The sequence below is a fragment of the Peribacillus sp. R9-11 genome (genome assembly GCF_031345095.1).
GTDB classification, from domain to species: domain Bacteria; phylum Bacillota; class Bacilli; order Bacillales; family DSM-1321; genus Peribacillus; species Peribacillus butanolivorans.
This window is the reverse complement of record NZ_CP133763.1, coordinates 1,966,560-1,990,358: the sequence shown is the minus strand read 5'-3', so window position 1 is coordinate 1,990,358 and position 23,799 is coordinate 1,966,560. Positions and strand designations below refer to the sequence as shown.

Here is a 23,799-nt window from a genome sequence, read left to right as displayed (position 1 = left end):
CTTTCTATAAATTAAAAAAGTCCTAAGCTCCTAAAATAAGGGCTTAAGACTTCTTCTTAGTAATATACCTGGTTTAACTATTCCGCTCTGATCGTTTCTTTTGCTCGATATAAAACATTGTTTCGACGCTTCCAGTCTTCTACTTCGTGGGAAAAGGCAAAGCCTTGTAAAATCCACTTCGTACCGTCTTTATCATAGTAATAATTAACCGTTTCGGCTTCGTGGTGTTCGTCTTCTGGCGTTATTGTTCCTTCTGTAAAGGTATAGTTAATTTTATAGACTAAAGAACGGCTGCGGACATCCACACAAAATAAAGTAGGTGTATCACCGTTTGAAATGTTTCCGTCTGATCCTCCATAGGTCACATACAAATAAGGAAAATCTAAAGTAGCACTTTGATAGACTTGGTTAGCAGAAACGCCAAAGTCTGTAGCAGCTAAAGAATATAAGATTTTATAGATCCCTGCGTCCATATCGGCTTTTCTTGCAATTTTAAAAGTCGCTTTTTCTCTAAAGCCATTCGTTAATAAATAATAACCGTTTTTATCATCTAAATTAAACCGGGTATCTACAGCGTAAATGCTTTTAATTGAGCTATCGCCCCATTTAAGCAGCTTTCCCGCTGTATAAGGGAACTTGACTAAATACCCCTTATTTTGGGCCACATCTTTAAAGGGAGAATAAATATATACTTTTCCACTTTCGATTTTTAGGCCAAAATGTGAGCCATGCCCGCCGTGTTTACATACCATTCTATCTAAAATAGTGCCGCTTAAATCAGTACGTGTTATAGAGAAACTTTCCCCGGCTGCAATGTCTGCCGCTGTTACCAAAGATCCTCTATAGCCTTGCGTCCAATAGATATGATTGTTTGTCGTGTCTACGGATGCATATTGGGCCACACTGGAATTAAAATCTGTGTCGCCTGGGTTCGGTTCATTTTGAAGACGACAAAAGAAAGCAAAGTCCTTTTCTTCTGCAAAAATTACAGGCTTTGTTGTTTCGTCGTTCACACTACAGCGGATTGTATAAGCTGCTACTTCCCGGCCTACTTCTATTACGTTTCCGGCTCCTACATGGGATTTTTCCCATGCCTCTACATGTGCGCCTTCATTGTCTAGCATTTCCCACAAAAAGCCCTCTTTTGGTATTTGAGCCGTTATATTGTCCAGGCCCTCAAATACGCGAATAATAAGACGTTTCTTTTCAGTGTCGCTGCTAAAATCCAAACCATCGGGCGTGAACATTTCAATTTTCCAACTTGTCTTTTCTTGTATAGCCTGTAGGGCCTGAGAAGCCAAGGCTTGAAGTTTCCATATCTCATTAGGGGTAATAGTGTTGATTGTGACAAATTCACCAAATACGACGTTATCCGTTGAGCTGTTGGCCTGGCTGTAGTTCGTTTCTAATACGCGGGCCGTAATGGTTAAAGGTGGATTCATTTCATGATCTATAACGGCTATCGTATCTCCTAGCCCTGGCAAAGTATCCAATAAAGCTACGTCTACGCTATACGTATATTTAGGGTGGTTGTATGTCTTCATTTGCTCTTGGCCCCATGTTAAAAGGCCTTAGGGTCTGATAATATTCTCATTTACTATAAATCCTTCTAAATAGGCGTTTCCATTGTTATATTTGTCGTTTGCTTCTTCATCTAAAATAAAAGGCAGATATTCATAATTATTAGATCCTGGGACTTTTACTTTATTTACGCTGGTAATAGTAGCGCGTTCGCCCTTTGCGTTTTGCCCGCCGAATACATATAATTTTGTATAAAATTCTAGGTTCGATTTGGTTCGGGTTGCTCCTTTTAGATTGTGCCGATACTCAAAACGCTGGCCTGTTACTTCTCCTAATCGTTCAGTGGGAAGGGCACGCTTTTCTATAATGTTTCCTTTTGCAATTACGGCGTATGCTTCTATTTCGATAGAAAAGTCTTTTGTAGCATTATCTATAGCTGCCTGGGCTTTCCCTTCGCTTACTGTATAAGATTTTTTCCCACCATTAAAGAATTCGTTAAACTCGTCTAATGTCCAGCCGCTACGCTGAAAAATATAATTAATAACATCTTTTGAACTTGCAGCCGTCCAGGTCTTTTCCTCTAAAAAAGTATGATTTAATTTCCAAGCTAAAGAATTAATAGCTTCCACCTTTTTTAAATGGCCCAGACCGTTTATCACGTCGCTTTTGTCGTAAATAGTAAATAATTTAAAGCGATCGTTACTGTCTGCAATAAGCAGCTGCGTTCCTGTGTCTAATAGATCCGTTTCCTCATAACCATAGGGAACATCAAGCGTTAAAGTCTCGGCCCATATCTTGCCGCTTTCGTCTGCTATTTTAGAGCTATGCACATCATTATAAAAAGGGCAGGCCCCGGCGCTGTTATTGTCTAAATATCCTATAATTTTATCGTCGCTATTTACAATATAAATCATCTGTTTCCCACTCCTTAATTATAACGTGGGCTGTAATCCAGCCACCAACTAGCGCCGCTTCCTGGTTCGGGACTTACTGTAAAGCTTCTAGGTATGCCGCCGTTCATGGTTAAAAATTCGCTTCCAATGTATAGATTTTCTAAAAATAAAGATCCATTTCGATAGACTTTATTTTCTTCGCAATTAATGACGATTTCATCCCCGGCCCTTGCTACTATTTCTACCGTATCGCCTAAAATCTCATAGACTTTTAAATCCGTTATAGCTGCGGGATTCGCTTTGTATTTCACACCTTTAGAATCCTCGGTTATATCATATTTGCCTATATAAACAGCTACGCCCGCTATCTCGTCGCCAAATTTATTTGAGCTGTCTGTATATGTGCCGCTCCATTTCTTCCCTGAGGGTTGGCCGTTGCTTTGGCACTTTTGAAAGGTGGCCGAATATTTATTTCCTACCTTTTGAAACGTACATACTCCATAAAACCCGGTAAATGTGTTTTCGTCTAAATCCTGAGGCAAAGCCATAGTTTTAGAGACTACTTTTGTCGTCGTCTTTTTATTTTTGCCTTTCCCTGTCGTGACTTTAACCGTCTCTTTGTATTTGATCGTTTTCTTTTTATTAGATCCGTTCTTTGTTCTTTTTACGCTGCTGTCGTTTACGCTGTTGTAAACAGACTTTGCGACGCCGTTTGAATCGTAGCCTATTTGAGCGCTTGCCAAGACTTCATAACTATCTCCGCTATCTTTTAACATGATCTTTCCTACTCGGCGGCCTTCACTATCCAATAAATACAGCTCTATTTTATTCCTAGCGCGGGCATAACCTTTTTTTAGGTATAGACGGGCTTCGACTTTCCAATCTTTCAGCGCTTTAGAAAACCATTGCTGCCGGGCTGGCCCATGCCATTTTTTAGACACATTAGCCCCAAAATAATCCGCGTTATCTTTTAAGGCCACCCTTAAGGCCTGGCCTGTTGTCCTCATATCGCTATCGCTACTTATCACGCCGTTTTCAATATTAAAGGTTAGGTTGGCAGCGGTTAATTTTGTCCAGCTTGCCAGGGTGTTACAGGCATCGTTTAAAATCTTTGGCCGTTTATTTATTGGTTTGTCCTGGTTTTCTTGGTCAAATCCAGCGCCTAAATATATATAACTATCATCGTCCGAAGCTATAGCAATAGAATCCGTTTCCGCTGTTGGTACTACCGTAAAAATGGGGTAGGTTGTTGTATTTCCACCGGGTGTAATAACTGTAGTTTGTTTGGTTAAAATTTGTTCTACCTTTTCGCCCAGGGCCACACCTTCCGAAGATGAAAACTTAATAGAGAATAAAACGCTGTTATCTGACTGGCTTACTCGCTGCGGTTCGCTCACATCTACCGGGTGAACATACCAAACTACCTCGCTTTCATCAGAGAAGATTAAGGGGTATTCGTCGCCGTCTCCTGTTTGTGTAAAAAGGTTGGCTAGCTCCCTCAATTTTAAAACTCTATCGCGTTCGCTGCTGGCTTCTAAAAGAACGTCAATCGTAAATGTTTTGGATCCAAAAGAAAGGCCCTCGTATATGTTGCCGAACATGCCAGGTATTGTTGTGGTTTGCTCGGTTGTTTCTGCTAGGATAGGTCTTTTTATGTCCACTACCATTAAACCTAAGTCGCTGCGGCTGTCGAAACCACAATAATTAAATTTGGTTTCAATGCTCATTTTGTTTATTTCTCCTTTCTGAAAAAGAAAAAGCTAAAAGCGCGTTATACGCCTTTAGCCAGTTTGAATAAGGTATTTTCCTTGTTTTGCTGTTTTTTTGCTGCATTATGAATTTCTTTTCCATCAATATACGTATTATTGTCTTTTAATAAAATCTTCGATAAAAGGCCAAGTTGCTGCTGCAATAATTCGATTTGGGTATCCTGTTTTTTCAGCAAAGAAAAAATAAGACTATTATCGTTATTACTAGTTTTAGACGGATCACCAAATATTTTACTAGAAACAGCAGCAAGTAATTCTAGCGCTCTACTACGTTTGTTTGGACTTAGTGGGATAATTGCTTCTGGTTTATTACCTTCACCTACCATCGCCAAATGTTCCTTGGTGATGATGCCGCCGTTTTCATACCCATGACCATGACCAATGTATTTAAGCATATTTGATCCATAACGAGATTTAGCATAGTTCATGCCTGCCAGTAAGCTGTCTAAGCCATTCATCTGATTTTTATGTCCAGGGAATGCAAAACTTCGAAATGTTGGCGGGATCACCTGGACGAGGCCGCGAGCTAAATTTCCACTGTAGTAGTTAACATCTTTAACACCTGATGATTGGATAGCATGTGGATTGCCGCCTGATTCAGATTTGATTTGTCTTAACCATGCGTTCACGTAAGCTGCTGTAACAGGAAGACCGTTCATTCCCAATGATTTCATGACAGTGCCCCGCCATCTTTCAACTCCACTACCCACAGGGCCCATACTACCATCGAAGCCTCCACCGAAGCCATCGAACAATGAACTGAAATAATCCATTGCTTGATTTTTTGCCCACGGTACAACGCCTTTCCCACCTGCCCATAAGTTCGCGAAATCAGGAAAAGTATCCTTATAGTTTAATGACTTTGTTAAACTACTCCATAACTTAGATGGTCCTTTTGTGATGATATCGAAAGCATCTACAGCTTTTCCACCTAATGTTCCAATGCCGTTTACAACTTTGTTAGAACCATTAATGATGTAATCCATAAATGAATCATCATCGCCTGTACCTTTAGCGAATCCTGGAATCGAATTTGTAGGAAAACTATAACTGCTTAATACAGCTTTTGTTTTGTTATGAGGAAGTATAGCTGAACTCCTGGGTAAATTCATCAGTTCAGTACCTGTTGTACCAACCAACCCTAATCCTTTACCTGGTAAGTATGCAAGCTCCGGACCTTCTTCACCAACAAAAGAGAGACCGCCTTTAAAGGGACCTTGAAAAGTACCTTTAGCATTTTGGGCAATGCTTCCAGGATAACTTGCTTTATATTTAGGAGGGGAAGAGGTCTTATCTTTATTACCAAATAAACCTTTAACCCAACTAACCATGTTTTTCAAGAAACCTGTTAAACCATCCCACGCTTTTCCTACTCCACTTGTTTCTTTTTGGGCATTTTCAATATTTTTCTCTTTTTGTTTTTTTGAAGCTTTTACGGACTCGTCTTTTTGAAGCTTTGCATTCTCTATGACGCCGTCTCTTTTCTTTTTAGCTTGATCGATGGTCTTTTCTTTTTCTTTTTGAGCATTATCACGAATTTTTTCATATTCAGCTTTAGATATGACGCCTAATTTCTTGTATTGTACTTCAGCATGATGAACTTTATTTTTTTGTTTTTCCTTTGCATTTTTAGCCGTTTCTTTATATTCTTTTTCGGCCGCTTTAATGGTATTGTTCATTTCTTTTGTAGTAATATCATAGCGTTGCTTACTTCGTTGCCGATTTATTGCGGTTAGCTCATTTTCACTCTTGGCCGTCTTTTTAATTTTTGTATTATACATCCGATCATTGATCTGGGTAATTTCGAGCTTTTCACTACGATTAAGAGCTCTTTTTTGTTTAGAGGCATTACTCATAATTTGTTTAATGCGCTCATTGTCACCTTTGACTTTCCCAATTTCAGCTTTGTGCTTTTCATCTAATTTTTTTAGAGCTTCATTTTTTTCTTTTTGGGACAATGCCTTATTAGAATTTAAAGCCTTTATGGCTTCTACTCGTTCTTGCTGGTGTCGATCTTTTAAGGATGAAAGTACATTATTGGTCATTGAATCATATTGTTTGATGGTGTCATCTTTAATCTTTTTATTAATCGTAGTATTGGATAACATTATTTGATTGAGCTTGGTTTTTGCTCCCGTATATAACTTGTCATACTCACCTAGTGCCTTTTGGGTGGACGCTGAAACACCATTGATTTTAAGACTGAGCGAAGCCCCACTTTCCGCCGTTTTCATAGCTTTTTTACGTGCAGCTTCCTTCTTATCTTGTTTATCAAAACTTTTCCCAATGGATGAACCAATTTTATCACCGGCAATCCCACCGATAATGCCTCCCGCAATCCCTCCAATCGCTGTACCGAACACAGGGATGACAGAACCTAAAGCCGCACCTGTTAAAGCACCCGCGCCCATTCCCCCTAATGTCCCACCAATACTACCACCAATCGATTCTTTTGTTCCAGAACCGGTAGCTAATTCATACCCTAATGCACCGACCCCAATAACAGCTCCAATTGGCGCAGCACCTTTTACATATTTTAATGCCTTAGCACCTTTTCCAACCTTACCAGCGTTATTGGCCACTCTACTTCCTGTGGTAGAAACATTTGGAATAGCTGTTGTTCCTGCTAGTGCTTTTTTTCCGCCTTTACTTCTTCTGCCAACGGATGTTCCACCGCCACGAGCGCCATTGTTTCGTTGCAATGCCGTGGTGTTTGTATTAAGAGCAACTGTCTCAGCATTTAAAGATTGTGTACTGCCTCGTGTCATGGAATTAAAACTGCCTAAATTGATGACACCATTTGATAAAAATTTAAGTAGGCCAGCCCCACCAAGCGTAATTTTTCCAACTCCAGTGACTAAACCGCCAATACCAATGGTTAAAAATCCAAGTGCCGCACCTACACCAGCAACGCCCACACCGATCGCTGTCCATTTTGCTAAGGAATGTTGAGTGCCTTCATCTAATTTATTGAACCATCCAACTACATCCTCGATGGTTCCAGCTACTGTTTTGATGGTTGGGATCAATGCAGTTCCGAATGTAGTGGCAGCACTCTCTGCTTCACCTTTCATTTTTTCAATAGAGCCTTTTAATGTATCCATTTTAGTTGCGGCTACATCATCGGCACTAACTTTATTAATGGATACTCCCATTTCATCAAATGCTTCAGCACCTGCTTTACTAGCAATCATTGCCCCACGAATAGCATCGGAACCAAATATTGTATTAAAAGCATTGATTTTTTGTTCTTTTGATAGGTTCTTTGTAGAAACTTGAAGAATATTGAAAACTTCAGACATGGATTTAACATTGCCTTGCTCATCAAAGAATGAAGATGAAAGATAACCACTCGCTTTTTGAAGACGATCATACTCTTTTCTTAATTTTGCTTTAGATGCCCCAGAACCAAGTTCTTGTTTGGCTAACTTTTTGAATGCCTTATCCAAATCAGGAATCGTTCTTGATGCTGGTTGGATTCCTTTTTCCACTAAGTACTTATATCCGGCAGTTGTATTGGTTGTGGCAATTCCCAATTCATCCATCATTGTTGCAGCTGCATCAGTCTGTGGAGATAATCGCATCAACATGGTTTTTAAGGATGTACCTGCATCGGAGCCTTTTAGGCCAGATTGGGCAAACACTGCCAATGCTGTGTTTGTATCAGCAAAGCTAAAACCAATTGGTCCTGCCACACTTGAAACTTGGGATAATGAATAGTTCATTTCTTCCACAGATGTTGCGGAGGCATTTGCAGACCCAGCTAGTAAATCGGCTGCTTTAGCCATATTAATCCCATCATCTTTAAATGAGTTTAATACGGTAGAAGCAATCTCTGCCGCAGCACCTAACTCCAATTCACCCGCTGTTGCTAATGAAAGTGATGATTTTAATCCACCGCTCATGATTGCATCTAGATCAACACCAGCTTTAATTAACTCTTGCAAACCAATGGCAACTTCTTTATTACTATATTTAGTTTCAAGTCCGAGTTCTTTTACAAGACTGTTCATTTGTGACCCGTATTGCTTCCATTCTTTTGGGCTCATTAAAGCTTTAATGTCAGCCATGGCTTGTTCAAAATCAGCTGCTTGCTTGATGGTATAACCTAAACCTATACCACCTGCTAAAGTAATTCCGCTAAAACTAGATGAAATTGATCGACCTGTTTCATTTAATGTTGAACCAGTGGATATAGCACGATTAGATAATCCGCGAAGTTTAGCTTCAGCCTTTCCTACGTCATCTGCCAACTTACCAATAGAAGGATTAACCGTACTGATTCTTTGATTTAGAGTATTGAACGATCTATTCAATCTATGTTGTTCTTCCGCAAGGGATTTATATTTATTTTTGGCCTCAACGACTCTATGATCATGTTCTCCAAATTCACTAGTCAAATCTGCAATTTTTTGCTTTTGAGCATCGACAATTTGTTGATGTTTTCTAGTCTGTTCACTTAATCCTTTGAGTTTTTCTTTTTGAGCAGAAAAGGCTAAACCACTTTTTTTTAGACTCGCAACATTGTCGTCAGTCTTTTTTTGTAGTTTAGCCAATTCAGATTCTAAATCTTTGGTTGACGTTTTATAGTCAACCATTTTACTTCTGCCATTTTTTAATTGCTTTTCCCAAGCACTTTGTCGTTGAATAGCTGTGTTAATTTCTTTATTTAAGTCTTGAATAACCTTTGAACTTTCAGCGTTTGTCTTGAGTTCTTTTTTACGTTTCTCATTTAACTGCTCAATACGTTTTTCGTTCAAAGACATGATTTTATTCAAGCCTTCTACTTGCTTTCCTAATGCACCATATTTATCATCAGCATTATTCAACACAGCCATATTGGCTTTCATTTCACGCTCTGCGCTTTTAATCGAACGATTTACAGCAGTTAAAGATTTTGTGAAATTGGCAGACGATAAATCCATTTCAATAATCATTTTTCCAAGTGGTTGGTTTCCTAACAATGTTTTACCTCCTTTCCTAAGAGAGTGATTTCACAAAGTCTGCTAAATCCATCGTTTTTTCTTCTTTAGATTTTTCATCATTATTTAAAATTTCCATCAAATGATAGTAATCTGCATTTACCACATCGTTATAGCTCATGCCCTGCTGCATTAAATTCAGAAATAGCGTATTCAGATTTTTAATGGCTTCTTGTGGTGTTAATCCAGCTCCGCTTCTGTTTCTCCGTCCTTCATAAACTGAATCAACTTCTGACTCTTTTTTTCGCTGTAACCAAGAACTTTGTAATATACTTCATACATTTTTTGCATCAAATCATGTGCCTGGATACCTTCTAAAATGTCATTCGCTTTAATTCCAAATAAATCAGCAACGAAATTGATAAGAGCCATTGTAGATTCTTCATCATCTTCATAGACGGAATTATTCAGCTTTAATGCTGTTAATAATTGTTTACCGCTTACCCATACTTGCGTATGTGTAGTGACTTCTTTTGTTTTTGGATTGGTTAGTTCTAATGTGTACATGTTTAATTCCTCCAATTTTCATTAAAATGAAAAAGCCCTCCAAAAGGAAGGCTTCTATTTATCCCACTGGTATTCCAGGGGGAAATGCATATGTTTTTAATTTTGCTACTATTTCAGTACCGATGCCATAAGCAATGGTTTCACCATCGTTATTTGCAATGCATTCCATCGTCAACTTTTCATCTTCTGGTGTCGCTTGTTTATCTTCACTGGTTTTGAGTGACACGTCACCAATAGACATTTTACCTTTTAACAAAGCAAATAAAACTGGCTGGCCTGATGCATCTTCCGATTCAAGTAATCCCGCAACATACGGTGGCGCTGTACGTTCACCAATCAATGTAAAGCCATCCGTGTGTTTCTTACGACCAAGCACTGCTTCTGTCATAGCTTCTGGTAAGTCTAAAATACCAATTTCCGCTTTAACGTCACCCGTACCTTTTGCCGACACGTAATAAGCCACATTTGATGCATAGACCTTTATAGAATCCGGAGATACACCTGAAATGGTTGCTTCCGTTGTACCACCCTTATCGGCCTTACCTTCTACAACAAAAACATCTTTTGTTGCTTTACCATCTTTATCTAATACGACAAACGTGGCTCGTTTGAAACCTACTCTAATACCCATTTACAACACCTCTTCTTTTATTAGTCCTTGATAACGTCTAGCATCAACATAGCGTTTTGTTTCTTTGAAATACTCATCTAAACCATCTTTTAACTGTCCGAAGCCAAGTTTTTTCAATTCCTTTTTTATCTCAGCCTGAATCTCTTTGACTAGCAAACGGTTCGTAGATTCCACGTCAATTTGATACAAATATTCATTGGCATGATTTTCATTACTGGCATAAACAGTTGGGACAGGAACATCTAATGGATCAATCACAATAAAAGGTTTGTTGGCATCTCCTGTTTCGGGATATTCATAAAATTTAATACGGTCTTCACAAAGGGAAACAATTAATTCATTTGAAATTAGCTGGTTATAGATCACCATTAATCCATCTGTCATAATTGTTTTTTCAGCTCCTTCGTGACCGTATACAAAAAGGCTCCTTCACTATTCGAAACTGCTCGTTGAATAGATCCGTAGCCTCTAGGTTTTATTTTTTCCCCATTTCGGTTATAACCAAATTCATTAAGATGGACTAATCGATAACGCTCTTTCGGTCCATTCCACCCCACTAATACCGATTTAAAACCGTTTCGGTTTGTTACCTTACCTACGATAATTTCATCCTCGGAGGCTCCGGTATCTTTAAATGCCTCGAATTCGTGGGAAATGGCTGCTGCAACCACTTGGGCTCCTGCAGTTAAGGCTTTGTTGGACACTCTGCCTAAAGCCTGTTCTGACAATTGATTTTGCAGTTTTTTATAAACTTCCTCGAACCCTCTAAATTCAACACTCATGTTATCACCGCCAATAAAACAGTAATAAAATCATTTTTTGTTAAGTTGGGACGAACGTCAATCACGTTAAAGCGGATATATTTACGTTTACCATCTACCATTTTTGAATAACGATCATCCTGCAACTCTGCGTAGTGTTCAGTGTCGGGGAAATACTCACCGATTGAATCGCGGATATTAATAGTCACAGCATTTTTTGTATTCATAAACTTTAATTGCTGTTGTTCCTTGCCAGAGTTGAGAATCTCGATATCTTTCATACTTGCACTGTACACTTCCGCAAAGCAATCATATATCTTCACCAATTCTCTTTCGCCTGGCTCTGGACCATTATTAGGGGCATATTGATAAAATACAACAGGTGTCCTTAATTCAGCGCTACCAATTCTATTCGGATTAAACTTTGGTTTCATCAGTAATCTCCCCGCTAGGCATATAAAGCTCCAAAGCTAATGATGTAATTTGTGATGCAAAATTATCATTAAAGAATTCTAAAGCATCGTTATAAACATAGCGTGAGCGTTCAAATACAAGCTCTCTAGCCCGTTCATTCGATTCAACAGTAAAATACCCACACTTCGCTTTAATGTCCTCCACAGATGCAGAGAGGATATCTTTTAACGTCTCATCCTCGATACTGTGTGAAATCTTCAAACGCTTTTTAAATCTAGCTAATAATTCGTCTGTGATTGTCATTCAATCACCTACTTTATTTTCATTTTCTTATCTTGCTTTTCTTCTTTACCATCGTCTTTATTAGTCCCAGGATCTTCTTGCTTTTCTTCCACACGAATTAAAAAAGAGTCGTCAAGGTTTGTTGATACCTCGTCGGCTCTTTTAACTGTCATTTCAATTTCAGTATCTTCGTTGTAAATCATTTTTGTGTGAATATCTTGAAATTTTTTTAATACTTTATATTTAGCCATTCAAAAAACCTCCTTAGCCTAGCCTTGTGGAATTGCTGCTGGTAATTTATAAATCAGTGAAGCGTTATTATCTTTAGCTTTACCAAATGCAAAACCTTTCGCAGTATACAGATTTGCATCTTCAATAGCTAACGTTTGATCGTATTTATTAACTTGAACACCACCAGCTGAATAAGCATCATAACGATCACGAACGAATGCTACTAATTCGCCTTCTTCTGCAAATTCTGATTCAACAATTTGTACGTTAAATGGTAACGCTGTGATGTATGCGCCTAATGAATTTTGAATCGTGAAATTAATTTTTACATCCCACGCATCCATTGGATTTAGAAGGAAGTAAACTTTACCGCCGACATTGATTTTTTTGTCTTTTTCTGTTTTAGATAATGTTTTGCAAATAGTTCCAATTTCTTTAATAGATGTTTTAGCATCAGTGAAAGTTAGAGATCCTGTAGAATCTTTTTTAGCATGTCCATTTGTTGGGTCTACAGCTTTCTTTAAATCACGAATTAAACCGATGGGTTCGTGTTTCGTTGGACCAGCACCAAGGATAATACCTTGCTCTAAAGCTACCGCATATGTTTCTGTAATTTGTGTACGTACATATGCTTCAACCCACACTGGACCAAATTTATCTAAATCTTTTGCAAGTACAACAAACGCTGTAAGTTTAGATTGATCGAATGATTCCTTTTTGAACGCAGCATCTAATTGACTGCGAATTTCTCCGAAAATTGGGCCCCACGCAAATGCGCCAGATTTTTCAGATGTAATAATTTCAGCTTTCACAGTGCCTAGATTAGTGAAGTTGATAATTGATAACAGTGGATGTTCTGTTGTTAAATCTTCAAAGATTCGGTCAACTGTTGTGTACGGTAAAACTGTTTCAGATTCAAAACCTCCAGAACGAACAACTTCGTTGAAGAATTTATGTTCTTCAGTTGTTAATATATTCGCTCCACGACCTGCAAGCACCATTTGATCATTGTTGTTATTCGCAACGTTTTGAGTGATTTGAGTAGTTAATGAATTTACTAATTCATCCTGCATGTTCGACCAAGCCGTTTCAATTTGTTCTGGTGTTGCATTCTCGTCTTTTGCCAATGTGGCATATTTTTTCTTAGCATTTTCGTATGTTTCGGAATGATTGTTTAATTTAATTGTCATTTATTTTTCCTCCAATTAAAAAATGAACCCTTGTTTTTTGGCAACTATAGGTTGCTGAAAAGGTTCATCATTAGTTTTATTTGTTAAGTTGTTTGTAATTTGTGCTGCAAGACGATTTATCAGTTCATCTGTAAAAACTGGATCCGTTACTTGTGGTTCCTCCGCGACTTCTACTGAGTCAGCAAACCCATGCTTAACAGCTTGTTCCACTGTGAACCAAGTTTCAGCCTCAATAAATGCGTTGATTTCTTCAGCTGATAAACCTGTTTTTTCTTGATAGATGCTAACGATTGAATCGTCGATTGCTTCTAAAGCATTCATGGTTTTTTGTATATCTGATTTTGTACCTTCAGCCCATGTGGAGGCTTCATGAATCATCATTGTAGCCCCTGTTTTCATTATCACTTCATCAGCACCCATTGCAATGATTGACGCTGCAGATGCTGCATTTGCAGTTACCTCTACAATAATTTTTTTGTTCAAATCTTTTAAATAGTTGTAGATTTCAATGCCATGAAAGACATCACCGCCACCACTATTTAATTTAATTCGAATAGTAGACTCCGTTACATCATGTAATGCATTACGTACATCATCAGCACTTGTAGCTTCATAGAACCAACCACCACGACCAATTGCACCATTTAAAGTCATTACGTGTTCATTGTCTGTAGATTGATTAGAAAACTTATGCTCAATTGCTTTGATTTTATTTTTAGTCATTCCTCTCACCTCCTTTCACAGTTGCAGCACTTTGATAGTTTTTCGTGATTACAAATTCATCTAGTTCAGGATTATCAGAACGTTCTTCACCGAAAAGTACTCGTACTTGATTCCGTGTGAATGCACCCGATGCAACCAACTTATCGACAGCTTCGGCGTGTTCAATAATCTCTTTTTCTTGAATACCTTTAATATCAAATTTCTTACCCTCTTGATATTCCTTTTTAGAAATTAATTTGGCATTCAACTCGTCTTGTATTTTTTTTAATAATGGGCCAATGCAAAACTTTATATAAGCTTTCATCGACTTCTCTAAATCCGCCATCTCTCCATGCACTAGAGCTGTAGGGATACCAAGTATTTCTGCAACATCATTAGTAATGGATTTCTTTAACTTCGATAATTCGTCGATGGAGGGACCTGCAGCCACACCATCGGAAATTTCGTTGTACTTAAATCCTTTCATCAAAGGAATAATTGCCACTGCATTCTTCTTTATCGAATTAAATACTCTGTCAAGGTATCCCTGTAGCTTGTCTTGTTTCTTATCCTCCAAAGATTGAGCAGTTTCAACCTCCACTGTCCCCCTGATTTGATAACCACGCATTGAGGCTTCCATCATACGGCCAAACAATTCCCCGTAGTCAGAAAACAAACTATCTAAGAACTTTGTCAATCGTTCATTATTGTAATTTAAATAAATCACTTCATCCATTTTGAAAGAACGATTAAATTGATAGTTTTTGACCACCACCGATTCAAAAGTATCAGGATATACAGCAAGTTCGTTTCGAATAAAACTGTCAGCTATTAATAAGTCATCTGTATCAGATAGAATTACAAGCACTTCATTTTCATGAATCAGCTGGTAAATAAAGCTTTGCCAAAAATCTGCAGCTGATTGATCGGTGTTAGGGCGTACATTAAGCAAGTAATCCCAATCATCACGGAGTCGTTTGTTATTCTCCATAATACGAAAATCTGATTGTGAAATAGTACGCGCGATGAAGTTAATGCAAGTCTCTAATGCTATGGATTTTAAATAGACTCGTTTCGATGCTTCAGTAATCAATTCAAAATCAAAGGAAGAATCGATTTCACTGTTACGCTTGAAAATATCACTTAAAAATCCGATTATTCTCACCCCCTTTCTCTCAAAGTTATGGGTAAAGTTAGAAATTCAAACTTTCTAAGATATCTAACGCTCCACTAATATCCATTTCCTCGACTTCATCTGCTCTGTACATACCATGCACGAAAGCCTGAAAGCCGTCTGTTTTGCGTCGAATTGGCTCTTTTTTCAGATACTCCTTATTGCCATCTTTTTTAATTGAAACCAATACGTTATTTGTATACCAGCGCATTAATGGATTATCTCCAAAAATAATCTGTCGATTAGCAAAAGCAAGCTCAATTCTTGGTGCTAAAAGACTGTGAATGGCACGTGGATTTTTGATGATTTCGACTTCAAAACCTTCCGCTTCGAATAATGGTCTTAATACCTCCATCCGAAAATTATCAGCAATGATTTTCTTGATATTGTAATATTCCCGCATCTGAACGAACCATTGAACAATAATATTGGGATCTAAGGTTTCGCCTTCTATAACTGTTAAGAGGCCCTTTTCCTCCCATTTACGGATAGGTGCGAACTTTTTCTTTCCAGCCATTTCAGCATCATGCTTTTTCGAATAACTATAAAATTTATCAGCGAACGATTTTCGAACATAAGAATGTGTTTTGAAAATGTACTTGCCATCGTCTCTAAATAAAAGACCGCAGGCAGCAAAATCACGAATGGATGCATAGTCTAAACACCCAATGCATTCTTTGTATTCAAGGTCAGGGAATGGGCGATTAGTTGCTTCTATTTCTTCCCACTTGGCAACAGACCTTTCTAGATCTGTAATAGGTAAATTCATACGTTTGGTCATGAATTCTTCGCGGTTTGATGGATCGTCTTCTAAATCCTCATATTCTTCATAGATGGTGTCGAATAAACCCTGCGCATAGATGCTACGAGGTTCACACAACATCGGATTCGCTTTTTCCCAATTAGACGGATCATCGATTTCACTTTCATCATCCAATTTGCAGATGAAGGGAAATAATGCATTTGCCCGGGCTTCGCCATTTAAAACTTTCATGGCCTTTTCTTTCAGCTTGTCCAGGAATCCATCACGTACATATCCATCTGTACCAATGTAAAATTCGCGCGGATTTGCCTTTTTCCCTAAACCGGAAATGTGGACGCGGACATCTTTGTTGCTTTCAAATTGATGTATTTCATCAAATACAACGGCCCCGTCACGCAAACCATCTTTCGTTTCTCCATTTGACGTTCGGTATTTTAAAACCGATTCCGTTTTCTTATTCGTAATTTTTTCTTTGGTGCGCGCCCACATTCCTTTTAACGTGCTGCTCCGACCGATGACGCCATAGGTTTCGTCAAACGAAGTTTTTGCCTGCTCCTCACTGTTCGCGACAATAGAAACGTTATATTCTCGTATACCATGTAGAGGGCTCGTTAAGAAGTGTGTGATGACAGAAATCAAGCCATTCTTTCCGCCACCTCGGCCAAGCATCCATAAATGCTTTCTGTAAAAAACACGATCATTTTTTTTATAAAACAAAAAGACGAATGCAATTAAAAACTTCTGGAAAGGACCAAGTGGAAAATACCACTTCTCTCCAAACCGAATACAGTTTTCAATCATTTCGTCATTGAAGTACAAATCATCTCGACTTAATACATGCTCACGCAAATAATTAATTAACATGATTCGCTCTTTATTTAGGATTATCTTGCCGGATTCATAGAGTTGGATATATTCATCGACGTATTTATTTGCATTCAAATTAGATCAGCATCCGTTGGTTCTCCGTCTTCCACAGTTGATGCAGAGGAAGGGGAGCCCTCACTGATGAAATTGAAAGTTTTCTCAATCGCAATAAGTTGTGAATTAATTTTGGTCTTGTCATTCATGGATGGATGGCTTTTAACAAAGCGTTGTTTGCCATTTTCAATAACAATTGTCGAGCCATCCCGTTCAATTGCCTCATTGCACAAGTGATCCATTTCCAGTAATTTAATATAGCGTCGCACCTTTTTCACTTCCATCAAATCGTCAATATCAATTTTACTCATTAATTGTTCGTGTAACTTTTTAATATCAGATGTCATGCTACACCCCCCTCCCCCTATATGGCCTCTACGTGCGTGAATAACTCTAAAAATCTCGACAGAACACCCCCTCCCCGGTCCCCGGGTTTGAAATAATTGATGAAATATTTTATGGGGGGGTATATCTTAACGAATGTGTTTAAATAATTTTTAGTTACGTTTTCTTTTCTTATCAAATCTTTTAGACTGTTCTTCAATTTTGCTTTTTATTTCATTTCTTTTAATTTCATTCTCAATAGACATTCTGTTATATCCATCTTCAATAGTTTCGTAATCTTTAATTGCTTTATCGAACATCTTAGCAATCATTGATATCATCATTTCTTATTTACCACATCTCATCATCCCAACGTTTCTTTTTCTGTTCACCGAATACTCGATTATGCATCTTGTTATGACAGTTCAAGCATAAGGTCTCAAGGTTATCCAATACCAAAGCTAACTTTGGATAATGTTCAATCTCATACTTATGATGGACGTTAAGCTCTACACTCTTACGTTCACCTTGTACCTTGATTGAGTCCACATGCACCTTACCTTCACGCTTACACTGTTGGCACTCATGGTTGTCTCTATCCAAAGCTTCAAGCCTTAACTTGTTCCAATCACCTGTTCTATAGAACTTCTTCTTCTGTGCCTCTGTCTTGTATTCAACCATCCTTACCCATTCCCTCACCCTTCTTTCTCCAAAATAAAAAGCACCCACATAAGTGAGTGCTCTCAGCATATTAAAGTATTTCTACTCCCCATTCATCGGTTTCCTTAATTTCTTGTATAGTAACGAGAATACAATCATCTAGAGAAAAACGATAATACATACTATTGGCTTCATATTCAACTTCTGTACTACCGAATACTATTCCTTTAATCTCATCTTGATTTTCAGCAGATAAAGTCCGATGTAATTTAAGGTTTTCAGTTAAAGTATAAGTAACATTATATTTTTTCATTTAATCACTTCCTTTTACCCATTAATTCGACAAAAGGAGATAATTTCCTGTAAATAAAAAGCAACCCGAAGGATGCTTCAATTTATTTAAAGATTTTCGAACTTACTTTCGTATTCTTGCACTTCCTCCCCATTCATACTAATTCCAATTCCAATAATCTCATTTTTCAATACTTGGTATCGGACATATTCCTTTGTTACAAAATGATACCATCCATTTCCATGCTTATTTATTATATGATTTATTATTTCATCTTTACTACTTGCAATTACGAAAAAAGTATACGATTGGCCATTTTTTAACCCAATATGCACTTCATATTTCATTATTATCACTACTCCTCTTAATACTCAATTCGAAAAAGAGGATGTTGTTCCTGTTTATTTCAAAATTTTTTTTTACAAAGAAGGTATTAAAAAACGCCTACCTTATGGATGGATAGACGGTTATGATATATATTCAACAAAAGAAGGAATGCGTAGCAAACCATTCTTGGTATAGTTTCTGAACTTAACTCTGCATTTAATCTTCGGATCCAAGTAAATGAATTTCTTGTTTTCATCTACAATTAAATCTTGATACTGGTTATAGAATTGCTTCCTTGCTGAAGGTGTAACAAACTCCATTATGCCAGCTGGCTTTATTCGGTCATTTTCTTCAATTCCTAGCAACAATCCAAATTCATCTTTTCGTAGACCAGTTATAACAGCATCAGTGTATTGATAATTAATAACCTTTAGCCAATCATGAGATCGTTTATTAATCTGATATATAGAGTTTGCTTTCTTCTGGACAATTCCTTCAAGCCCTTGTTGTTTCACTAAATCAAAATAAGCTGGGCTATTTCCATACATCCATCGAACCTTACAAATTAAATTGGAATCTTTCACTATTTCTTCAAGCAACTCTTTTCTCTCGTGTAGAGGTAAATGAGTTACCTTTTGACCATTATGATAAATTACGTCAAATACGCAATATTGTATAGCATGTTCTGATTTCTTTGATTGAAACCTTTCCATCATTGCTTCAAAATCAGGCTTACCTTGTAAATCAGTCACGATAATTTCACCGTCCAGTATAGTTCCATCCGGAATATCCAACTGGAACAATTCATGGAATTTTGTTGTGACCTCATTATTGTGGCGAGTATACAATTTTATCTGATCATCAAACTTAGAAAGAATTAATCGAATCCCATCAAGCTTCAGCTCAGTTATAAAATCATCATCCTCGAAGGGCTGCTCTGTTTTTTGTAATAGCATTGGAGAAATAAACAAAGTTACCACCTCTTGATAATTGTAGCACTATTAACTCATTATTCTCTGAGGTAGATAATGTAAAATCAAAAGCAATAGAAAACCTCAGCGAGTCGGTGAGAACTTATGTTTTAGTCGAAAACTATTCCCGATATATCTTCTAAAAAAGCACCCACTGAATGGATGCTCTCTTTTTTTATTTAGTAACCACTTCTTCAGTTAAAGTTAATTTAAACTGAAGTTTTTTTTCAAAAAATTGTTTCGTTGTAAAAATGTTAGTAAATTCTTTTATACTACCGATATCTATAATTTCTGCTTTATCACTTATTAATTCAGGGAATACAAGTCTGTACTCGCTTTGGTAAGCGAAAAAAATATCCTTTTGAAAGAAGAAGTTGGCATTACCTGTACCGAATGCTTTTATACGGTCTGAATGATTGATTGACATATCTCGGTACTCAACTCGATTTCCTATCACTTTAATACCTTCTTCTACGCAAACTTGCTCTAACCTTTCAATGAAGCGTCCTATATCAATTAACATCACATGGTCCCCAAAGTTTTCGAGAGCCTTTTCTTTTAATTCATCAGACAACGCAAGACTGGTAGTGGCAACATTATCTTTTATTTCGACTATTTCTAATAAGTCAGATGTTATTCCAGTCATGCAAAATAGGTGCTTTTGATAGTCTTCCTTACTCTCCAAATTAGAATTGCTGGCTTTACCCTTAAAAAGCACTTCCCCTGTTTCCGGGTGTTCAAAGGTTATATCTACATCAGAAATCCGAAGAGTCACATCATAGGCATCACCTTGTCCCTTTCTTTTCTCTTTCAACTCCTCATCTTTGTAGTACTGGAAGTTATTTAAATAAAGTGTTCCATTCTGTAGGCTTTCTAAGTTCTCTTTACTGGAAAATTTCAAAGCACCTCGCAGTTTATTATCCTCTGCCAAAATTTCGTTTAATCTTTGCTTTTTCTGCATAATAACTAGTTCCCCCTTCTTGTACCTCAGAAGAACATAACCGAATCACGTAAATATTAATACAAAAACCGTTCGTCAAATTGTGACATTCTACCTATAACCACCCCATTATGCTAATTGCTTATTAAAATAAGTTTTGGAGGGCTCTTACCCCCTTGCCCCACCAGCAGCCACCGCAAACAAAGTGCATCAGCATAAACTTCATGCCTGTTTGACTACTCGAGTAATGCACTTTGATATGGGATATGTGCGTTTCCCAGGAATTTCTTTCCTGAGATAATCTTATAAAAATGGCAAGAAAAAAAAGGCCACAATTTTAGCAGCCTTTTTCTCCACATTTTGTCCTGATTTTTGTTCAGTATCATTATCAAAAACAACACCCATTACATATTCTTTATACATAGGCGTTAATAACCTTTTTTAAAAGGAATTAACAAAGTAATTTAAAAATAAGGACTAGCCTATTGTTTTTAACTCTTTCCAAAGTAGTTAATTGAATCAAAGTCAGTAATTGTATTTCTTTACGTTAATAAATTGAAATCAAATTTAATTAGATTCAAAAAAAGGATTTCATCTTAAATTTTTAAAATCAGTACTATAAAAATGAGAAAGTTGGTATCTAAACATGAAGAAAAAGAAAAATAATCAAAAAGAACTTAAGACTAGTATTGAATTTCGTCGTAAGTCTGAAAAAGGTGAAACCTACATAAAATACAACTGGAACACTACTTGGCGGAGTATGATTATAATACCTATTGTTTCTCTCTTTTGTAATTTATTAATCAATGTCTTTCTTTAAAATTGGCTTTACTAAACTTAATCTTGGAACAAATAAAAGGGACTACTTAAGTAGTCTCTCTTTTATTACATCTTATGGAAATAAAGCACCCGTTAATTGAACAACAAAAAACCTCTAGCTTGATAGAAGTGGGATATTTTCTTTAAGAGGAGATTGATGGAACATAAGCAATATAATAGAAATCATCGATTAACCCTTTTGGCTAATAGCTCATTAATTTTATTAATCATGAAAACTTCAAAATCTTTATGTTGCATTATTCTTTCGAATATTTGCTCACCTAATAACCTTTCTTGAAAAAGTCTATAGAATTCATTAAATTGACTAGGGGCTTTATTATTTAATGATCCAATTATTCCGTTCATTTTATGAGTCAATTTTTTTCTTTTGGAATCCTCCGAATAACACTCCCTAAGAATTGCTTTTAGAATATCCTTTGATAATCGTTTATCTTGAGTTTTTTGGTTATGCGGTGTTTTTACGACAAAGTAACCCCAAAAATAGTTATATCCGAGATACTTAAAATACCCGCTTTTGTAGGAATGTTCCTTAAACCAAGCAATCTCGTCGTTCGCGCTTTTAAAATTGGGTATACCTATATTGGTATTTGGAGATCGGAAGAATCTATTATAATCGCCCCCCTTTATGTCTATAATATACCCTGTTGGAAGAAGATTAATTAAATCAGTAAATGATGATACAAAAGCGTCATCTTGTAATCTATTAACCTTATCACGAATATAAGTTAGGTCTTTGGATTCTTCAATTATCTTTGTTAATTGATCAGTAGATAAAACATTTGGTACCTTCCACCACTTAACCTGTATTGAATCCAAATCATAAGTCCCTGTTTTAATTGCAATTTCATCTAACCATTTTCTATCATATTTATCATCCTGAGAAGGGATGATGATGCTTGTACCAGGTGATCTTTTAAAACTATCAAAATACATCTCATTATTTTGAATATGAAAAACATATCCACTAGGCAAATGTTTTATTACTGAAAAAAAAGCAGCACTTCTAGAAACTTCAGCCTTTTTGGCAACAAAGTCCATTAAATCTTTTAATCCACTTTTTTCTTTTTCTAAAACCATCTCTGTTAACCATTCAGTAGGCATTAAAATCTCTGCAGCAAAACTATTAGCTTCAGATTCCATAATTTGATAAGCAGTTTGATCGACCATATCTACTTTATCGGTATGACAGGAAATCATACCGTTATGCCACGGTATGATTAAATGACCTAATTCATGTGCTAAAGTAAATCTCTTACGCGTTTCAGATTTAAAACGATCTAAAAATACTACAGGCCGTTCAATGTTCATGATACAGATAGCATCAGCATTACTTGGCACTGAATCCTCTACACATTTTGCATATTTATCTATGAGTTCTCTAATATTGATTGGCGGAGTTAGCGAGTACTTTTTCGATATTCTTTGTGCTAACTTTTTTTCACGTGGGATAGAATTAACCATTGATTCATCTCCTAAGATAACCAGCCTTTTTTCTTTAGCCAAACCTTAACTTGCGCAGCTTCTTCAGGAGTCTCAGCTCTAGCAACAAGCTTCTGAACGTCACTTTCTTTGATGACTTCTATAATAGGTTTACCTATCTCCCTAGAATAAAAAATTGTTTTTAACATAAAATCATTCTCAACCCAAATTCCGTACTCTTCCAATGTCATTCCTAAAAAATCATAAATTTCTTCTTCAGTCTCACTCTCATGCCATTCTTCAATATATTCATCAATATCTTCAAGTAGTGCCTCTCCTTGTACGCAAGCATCCATAAATGTTAATTTAGACATCTAATTTCCTTCCTTTCACTGCCGTTTTGATTAATGCACCCGAAATAGCATCTGCCGACCCCAAGTGTCTCCCTTGCCTATTAAAAACTTCTATTTCACCGTGTAAAGAATCCCATGTATATAGTCTTTTACCATCGTGGGACCTCCATACTTTTCTATTCCCTACAACTTTTAGAGATACACAAGTATCTAAAAAAGATGGTCGCGGAAGTATTTTATGAACCATCCTAATTCACTCCATTCACATAATTTTCCCATAAACACATGTACTTCCACATTATACTAAATTAATTATAGAATTTATTTATTTTTTCAATTATTTCTTTTGTTGTTTTAAATTTCTATTTATCCCATAATTCAACTCAACTCTCCGTTAAGCTTTAATAATAGAATAAGTAAAAGACAGATAAAATGTAATCTGTCTTTCCTTTAAATTATTCCCAATGCTGAAGCTAGTTGAAAAATAGCAACTTTCTTTTTCTCATAATATGGAGTCTTTTGTAAACCAAGCTCCATATATATATTAATATCATTTTGCCTTTCTGAACTGAGATACTTCATTTCGATTATTTGTCTTTCAATACTGTCCAGGCTTTTTTTTAAGGCCCTTTCCATATGACTGACCTTGAATTCTTTTTCTGCGTCATTTTCTAAAAGTTTCGGAAAGATGTGGCTAGAAATCCCATTCTCGTCTAGTTCTTTTTTATTTTGCAAGCGTATTTTGAGAGCTTTGTAAAGCTTCAGTTCCTTGGCCACTAATGAGCGAACTTGCTTCTCATCAACATCCGGAAAGAAGGATAATTGGTTACTCATTCATTCTCCCCCTATGTTATAATACTTCAACTAAAACTTTCACCATAGCCGGGAGGAAGCCTGGTTTTTTATGTTATAAAATACTTCATAAAAGTAAG

General features: G+C 36.8%; 27 protein-coding genes. All 27 read right to left on the bottom strand.

All coding sequences use genetic code 11. The features are described from left to right. Positions 1-77 precede the first annotated feature (77 nt). The 27 genes from RE409_RS09650 to RE409_RS09520 all read right to left on the bottom strand — a co-directional run bounded on the left by RE409_RS09650 (position 78) and on the right by RE409_RS09520 (position 23,701). A complete protein-coding gene (locus RE409_RS09650) occupies positions 78-1,544 on the bottom strand; it encodes a phage baseplate protein (RefSeq protein WP_309558889.1) in 1,467 nt (488 codons plus the stop codon). A gap of 27 nt (positions 1,545-1,571) precedes the next feature. Beyond that, positions 1,572-2,435: a phage tail spike protein gene (locus tag RE409_RS09645; protein ID WP_309558888.1), complete on the bottom strand. Its 864-nt coding sequence runs from the start codon at positions 2,433-2,435 to the stop codon at positions 1,572-1,574. Between the two features lie 14 nt (positions 2,436-2,449). After that, positions 2,450-4,141 carry a distal tail protein Dit gene (locus tag RE409_RS09640; protein WP_309558887.1) on the bottom strand — a complete coding sequence of 564 codons (1,692 nt, stop codon included), beginning with the start codon at positions 4,139-4,141 and terminating at the stop codon, positions 2,450-2,452. A gap of 44 nt (positions 4,142-4,185) precedes the next feature. Beyond that, positions 4,186-9,147: a phage tail tape measure protein gene (locus RE409_RS09635; protein ID WP_309558886.1), complete on the bottom strand. Its 4,962-nt coding sequence runs from the start codon at positions 9,145-9,147 to the stop codon at positions 4,186-4,188. Between the two features lie 16 nt (positions 9,148-9,163). Further along, positions 9,164-9,298 carry a hypothetical protein gene (locus tag RE409_RS09630; protein WP_309558885.1) on the bottom strand — a complete coding sequence of 45 codons (135 nt, stop codon included), beginning with the start codon at positions 9,296-9,298 and terminating at the stop codon, positions 9,164-9,166. A 47-nt stretch (positions 9,299-9,345) separates the two neighbouring features. Continuing rightward, positions 9,346-9,672, bottom strand: a complete 327-nt coding sequence (gene gpG / locus RE409_RS09625) for a phage tail assembly chaperone G (protein WP_309558884.1) — start codon at positions 9,670-9,672, stop codon at positions 9,346-9,348. Between the two features lie 58 nt (positions 9,673-9,730). After that, complete coding sequence (locus tag RE409_RS09620) at positions 9,731-10,303, bottom strand: major tail protein (RefSeq protein WP_309558883.1); 573 nt, start codon at positions 10,301-10,303, stop codon at positions 9,731-9,733. Next, the gene (locus tag RE409_RS09615) at positions 10,304-10,687 is read right to left on the bottom strand and encodes a DUF3168 domain-containing protein (RefSeq protein ID WP_309558882.1); all 384 of its coding nucleotides are present in this window, start codon (positions 10,685-10,687) and stop codon (positions 10,304-10,306) included. It abuts the gene before it with no gap. Beyond that, complete coding sequence (locus RE409_RS09610; protein ID WP_309558881.1) at positions 10,684-11,085, bottom strand: HK97 gp10 family phage protein; 402 nt, start codon at positions 11,083-11,085, stop codon at positions 10,684-10,686. The genes RE409_RS09615 and RE409_RS09610 overlap by 4 nt, the downstream gene beginning before the upstream one ends. Then, positions 11,082-11,498, bottom strand: a complete 417-nt coding sequence (locus tag RE409_RS09605; protein ID WP_309558880.1) for a phage head-tail adapter protein — start codon at positions 11,496-11,498, stop codon at positions 11,082-11,084. The genes RE409_RS09610 and RE409_RS09605 overlap by 4 nt, the downstream gene beginning before the upstream one ends. Continuing rightward, positions 11,482-11,781 (bottom strand): phage head-tail connector protein, encoded by a 300-nt coding sequence (locus tag RE409_RS09600; protein ID WP_309558879.1) that lies wholly within the window; start codon positions 11,779-11,781, stop codon positions 11,482-11,484. Before RE409_RS09600 ends, RE409_RS09605 begins: the two co-directional genes overlap by 17 nt. Before the next feature lie 8 nt (positions 11,782-11,789). Further along, positions 11,790-12,011, bottom strand: coding sequence for a hypothetical protein (locus RE409_RS09595; RefSeq protein WP_309558878.1), 222 nt, complete (start codon positions 12,009-12,011; stop codon positions 11,790-11,792). An 18-nt stretch (positions 12,012-12,029) separates the two neighbouring features. After that, the gene (locus tag RE409_RS09590) at positions 12,030-13,181 is read right to left on the bottom strand and encodes a phage major capsid protein (RefSeq protein WP_309558877.1); all 1,152 of its coding nucleotides are present in this window, start codon (positions 13,179-13,181) and stop codon (positions 12,030-12,032) included. A 15-nt stretch (positions 13,182-13,196) separates the two neighbouring features. Then, complete coding sequence (locus tag RE409_RS09585) at positions 13,197-13,904, bottom strand: head maturation protease, ClpP-related (RefSeq protein WP_309558876.1); 708 nt, start codon at positions 13,902-13,904, stop codon at positions 13,197-13,199. Next, positions 13,897-15,039, bottom strand: a complete 1,143-nt coding sequence (locus RE409_RS09580) for a phage portal protein (RefSeq protein ID WP_309559255.1) — start codon at positions 15,037-15,039, stop codon at positions 13,897-13,899. Before RE409_RS09580 ends, RE409_RS09585 begins: the two co-directional genes overlap by 8 nt. A 37-nt stretch (positions 15,040-15,076) precedes the next feature. Then, complete coding sequence (locus RE409_RS09575; RefSeq protein ID WP_309558875.1) at positions 15,077-16,762, bottom strand: terminase TerL endonuclease subunit; 1,686 nt, start codon at positions 16,760-16,762, stop codon at positions 15,077-15,079. Further along, entirely contained in the window at positions 16,759-17,088 is a 330-nt protein-coding gene (locus tag RE409_RS09570) for a hypothetical protein (RefSeq protein ID WP_309558874.1), read from the bottom strand. Before RE409_RS09570 ends, RE409_RS09575 begins: the two co-directional genes overlap by 4 nt. Before the next feature lie 150 nt (positions 17,089-17,238). Then, positions 17,239-17,397 (bottom strand): hypothetical protein, encoded by a 159-nt coding sequence (locus RE409_RS09565; protein WP_309558873.1) that lies wholly within the window; start codon positions 17,395-17,397, stop codon positions 17,239-17,241. 19 nt (positions 17,398-17,416) lie between these two features. After that, entirely contained in the window at positions 17,417-17,746 is a 330-nt protein-coding gene (locus tag RE409_RS09560) for an HNH endonuclease (RefSeq protein WP_309559254.1), read from the bottom strand. A gap of 70 nt (positions 17,747-17,816) precedes the next feature. Beyond that, entirely contained in the window at positions 17,817-18,038 is a 222-nt protein-coding gene (locus RE409_RS09555) for a hypothetical protein (RefSeq protein WP_309558872.1), read from the bottom strand. An 86-nt stretch (positions 18,039-18,124) separates the two neighbouring features. Further along, positions 18,125-18,364: a hypothetical protein gene (locus tag RE409_RS09550; protein ID WP_309558871.1), complete on the bottom strand. Its 240-nt coding sequence runs from the start codon at positions 18,362-18,364 to the stop codon at positions 18,125-18,127. A gap of 120 nt (positions 18,365-18,484) precedes the next feature. After that, positions 18,485-19,315, bottom strand: a complete 831-nt coding sequence (locus RE409_RS09545; protein ID WP_309558870.1) for an ATP-dependent DNA ligase — start codon at positions 19,313-19,315, stop codon at positions 18,485-18,487. Between the two features lie 175 nt (positions 19,316-19,490). Further along, on the bottom strand, positions 19,491-20,276 hold the full coding sequence (locus tag RE409_RS09540) for a hypothetical protein (protein ID WP_309558869.1): 786 nt from the start codon (positions 20,274-20,276) through the stop codon (positions 19,491-19,493). 981 nt (positions 20,277-21,257) lie between these two features. Further along, complete coding sequence (locus tag RE409_RS09535) at positions 21,258-22,556, bottom strand: ImmA/IrrE family metallo-endopeptidase (RefSeq protein WP_309558868.1); 1,299 nt, start codon at positions 22,554-22,556, stop codon at positions 21,258-21,260. Between the two features lie 11 nt (positions 22,557-22,567). Next, complete coding sequence (locus RE409_RS09530; RefSeq protein WP_309558867.1) at positions 22,568-22,888, bottom strand: hypothetical protein; 321 nt, start codon at positions 22,886-22,888, stop codon at positions 22,568-22,570. Beyond that, on the bottom strand, positions 22,881-23,114 hold the full coding sequence (locus tag RE409_RS09525; RefSeq protein ID WP_309558866.1) for a colicin E3/pyocin S6 family cytotoxin: 234 nt from the start codon (positions 23,112-23,114) through the stop codon (positions 22,881-22,883). Before RE409_RS09525 ends, RE409_RS09530 begins: the two co-directional genes overlap by 8 nt. 203 nt (positions 23,115-23,317) lie before the next feature. Beyond that, on the bottom strand, positions 23,318-23,701 hold the full coding sequence (locus RE409_RS09520) for an ArpU family phage packaging/lysis transcriptional regulator (protein ID WP_309558865.1): 384 nt from the start codon (positions 23,699-23,701) through the stop codon (positions 23,318-23,320). Positions 23,702-23,799: the final 98 nt, after the last annotated feature.

Coding starts and splice junctions, on each gene's coding strand:
- RE409_RS09555 (WP_309558872.1), bottom strand. CDS start 18,038: ATGAAAAAATATAATGTTACTTATACTTTAACTGAAAACCTTAAATTA.
- RE409_RS09645 (WP_309558888.1), bottom strand. CDS start 2,435: ATGATTTATATTGTAAATAGCGACGATAAAATTATAGGATATTTAGAC.
- RE409_RS09550 (WP_309558871.1), bottom strand. CDS start 18,364: ATGAAATATGAAGTGCATATTGGGTTAAAAAATGGCCAATCGTATACT.
- RE409_RS09610 (WP_309558881.1), bottom strand. CDS start 11,085: ATGAGTGTTGAATTTAGAGGGTTCGAGGAAGTTTATAAAAAACTGCAA.
- RE409_RS09560 (WP_309559254.1), bottom strand. CDS start 17,746: ATGGTTGAATACAAGACAGAGGCACAGAAGAAGAAGTTCTATAGAACA.
- RE409_RS09585 (WP_309558876.1), bottom strand. CDS start 13,904: ATGACTAAAAATAAAATCAAAGCAATTGAGCATAAGTTTTCTAATCAA.
- RE409_RS09630 (WP_309558885.1), bottom strand. CDS start 9,298: ATGCAGCAGGGCATGAGCTATAACGATGTGGTAAATGCAGATTACTAT.
- RE409_RS09570 (WP_309558874.1), bottom strand. CDS start 17,088: ATGACATCTGATATTAAAAAGTTACACGAACAATTAATGAGTAAAATT.
- RE409_RS09520 (WP_309558865.1), bottom strand. CDS start 23,701: ATGAGTAACCAATTATCCTTCTTTCCGGATGTTGATGAGAAGCAAGTT.
- RE409_RS09535 (WP_309558868.1), bottom strand. CDS start 22,556: ATGGTTAATTCTATCCCACGTGAAAAAAAGTTAGCACAAAGAATATCG.
- RE409_RS09640 (WP_309558887.1), bottom strand. CDS start 4,141: ATGAGCATTGAAACCAAATTTAATTATTGTGGTTTCGACAGCCGCAGC.
- gpG (WP_309558884.1), bottom strand. CDS start 9,672: ATGTACACATTAGAACTAACCAATCCAAAAACAAAAGAAGTCACTACA.
- RE409_RS09530 (WP_309558867.1), bottom strand. CDS start 22,888: ATGTCTAAATTAACATTTATGGATGCTTGCGTACAAGGAGAGGCACTA.
- RE409_RS09595 (WP_309558878.1), bottom strand. CDS start 12,011: ATGGCTAAATATAAAGTATTAAAAAAATTTCAAGATATTCACACAAAA.
- RE409_RS09590 (WP_309558877.1), bottom strand. CDS start 13,181: ATGACAATTAAATTAAACAATCATTCCGAAACATACGAAAATGCTAAG.
- RE409_RS09540 (WP_309558869.1), bottom strand. CDS start 20,276: ATGCAGAAAAAGCAAAGATTAAACGAAATTTTGGCAGAGGATAATAAA.
- RE409_RS09600 (WP_309558879.1), bottom strand. CDS start 11,781: ATGACAATCACAGACGAATTATTAGCTAGATTTAAAAAGCGTTTGAAG.
- RE409_RS09525 (WP_309558866.1), bottom strand. CDS start 23,114: ATGGTTCATAAAATACTTCCGCGACCATCTTTTTTAGATACTTGTGTA.
- RE409_RS09565 (WP_309558873.1), bottom strand. CDS start 17,397: ATGATTGCTAAGATGTTCGATAAAGCAATTAAAGATTACGAAACTATT.
- RE409_RS09620 (WP_309558883.1), bottom strand. CDS start 10,303: ATGGGTATTAGAGTAGGTTTCAAACGAGCCACGTTTGTCGTATTAGAT.
- RE409_RS09650 (WP_309558889.1), bottom strand. CDS start 1,544: ATGAAGACATACAACCACCCTAAATATACGTATAGCGTAGACGTAGCT.
- RE409_RS09605 (WP_309558880.1), bottom strand. CDS start 11,498: ATGAAACCAAAGTTTAATCCGAATAGAATTGGTAGCGCTGAATTAAGG.
- RE409_RS09615 (WP_309558882.1), bottom strand. CDS start 10,687: ATGACAGATGGATTAATGGTGATCTATAACCAGCTAATTTCAAATGAA.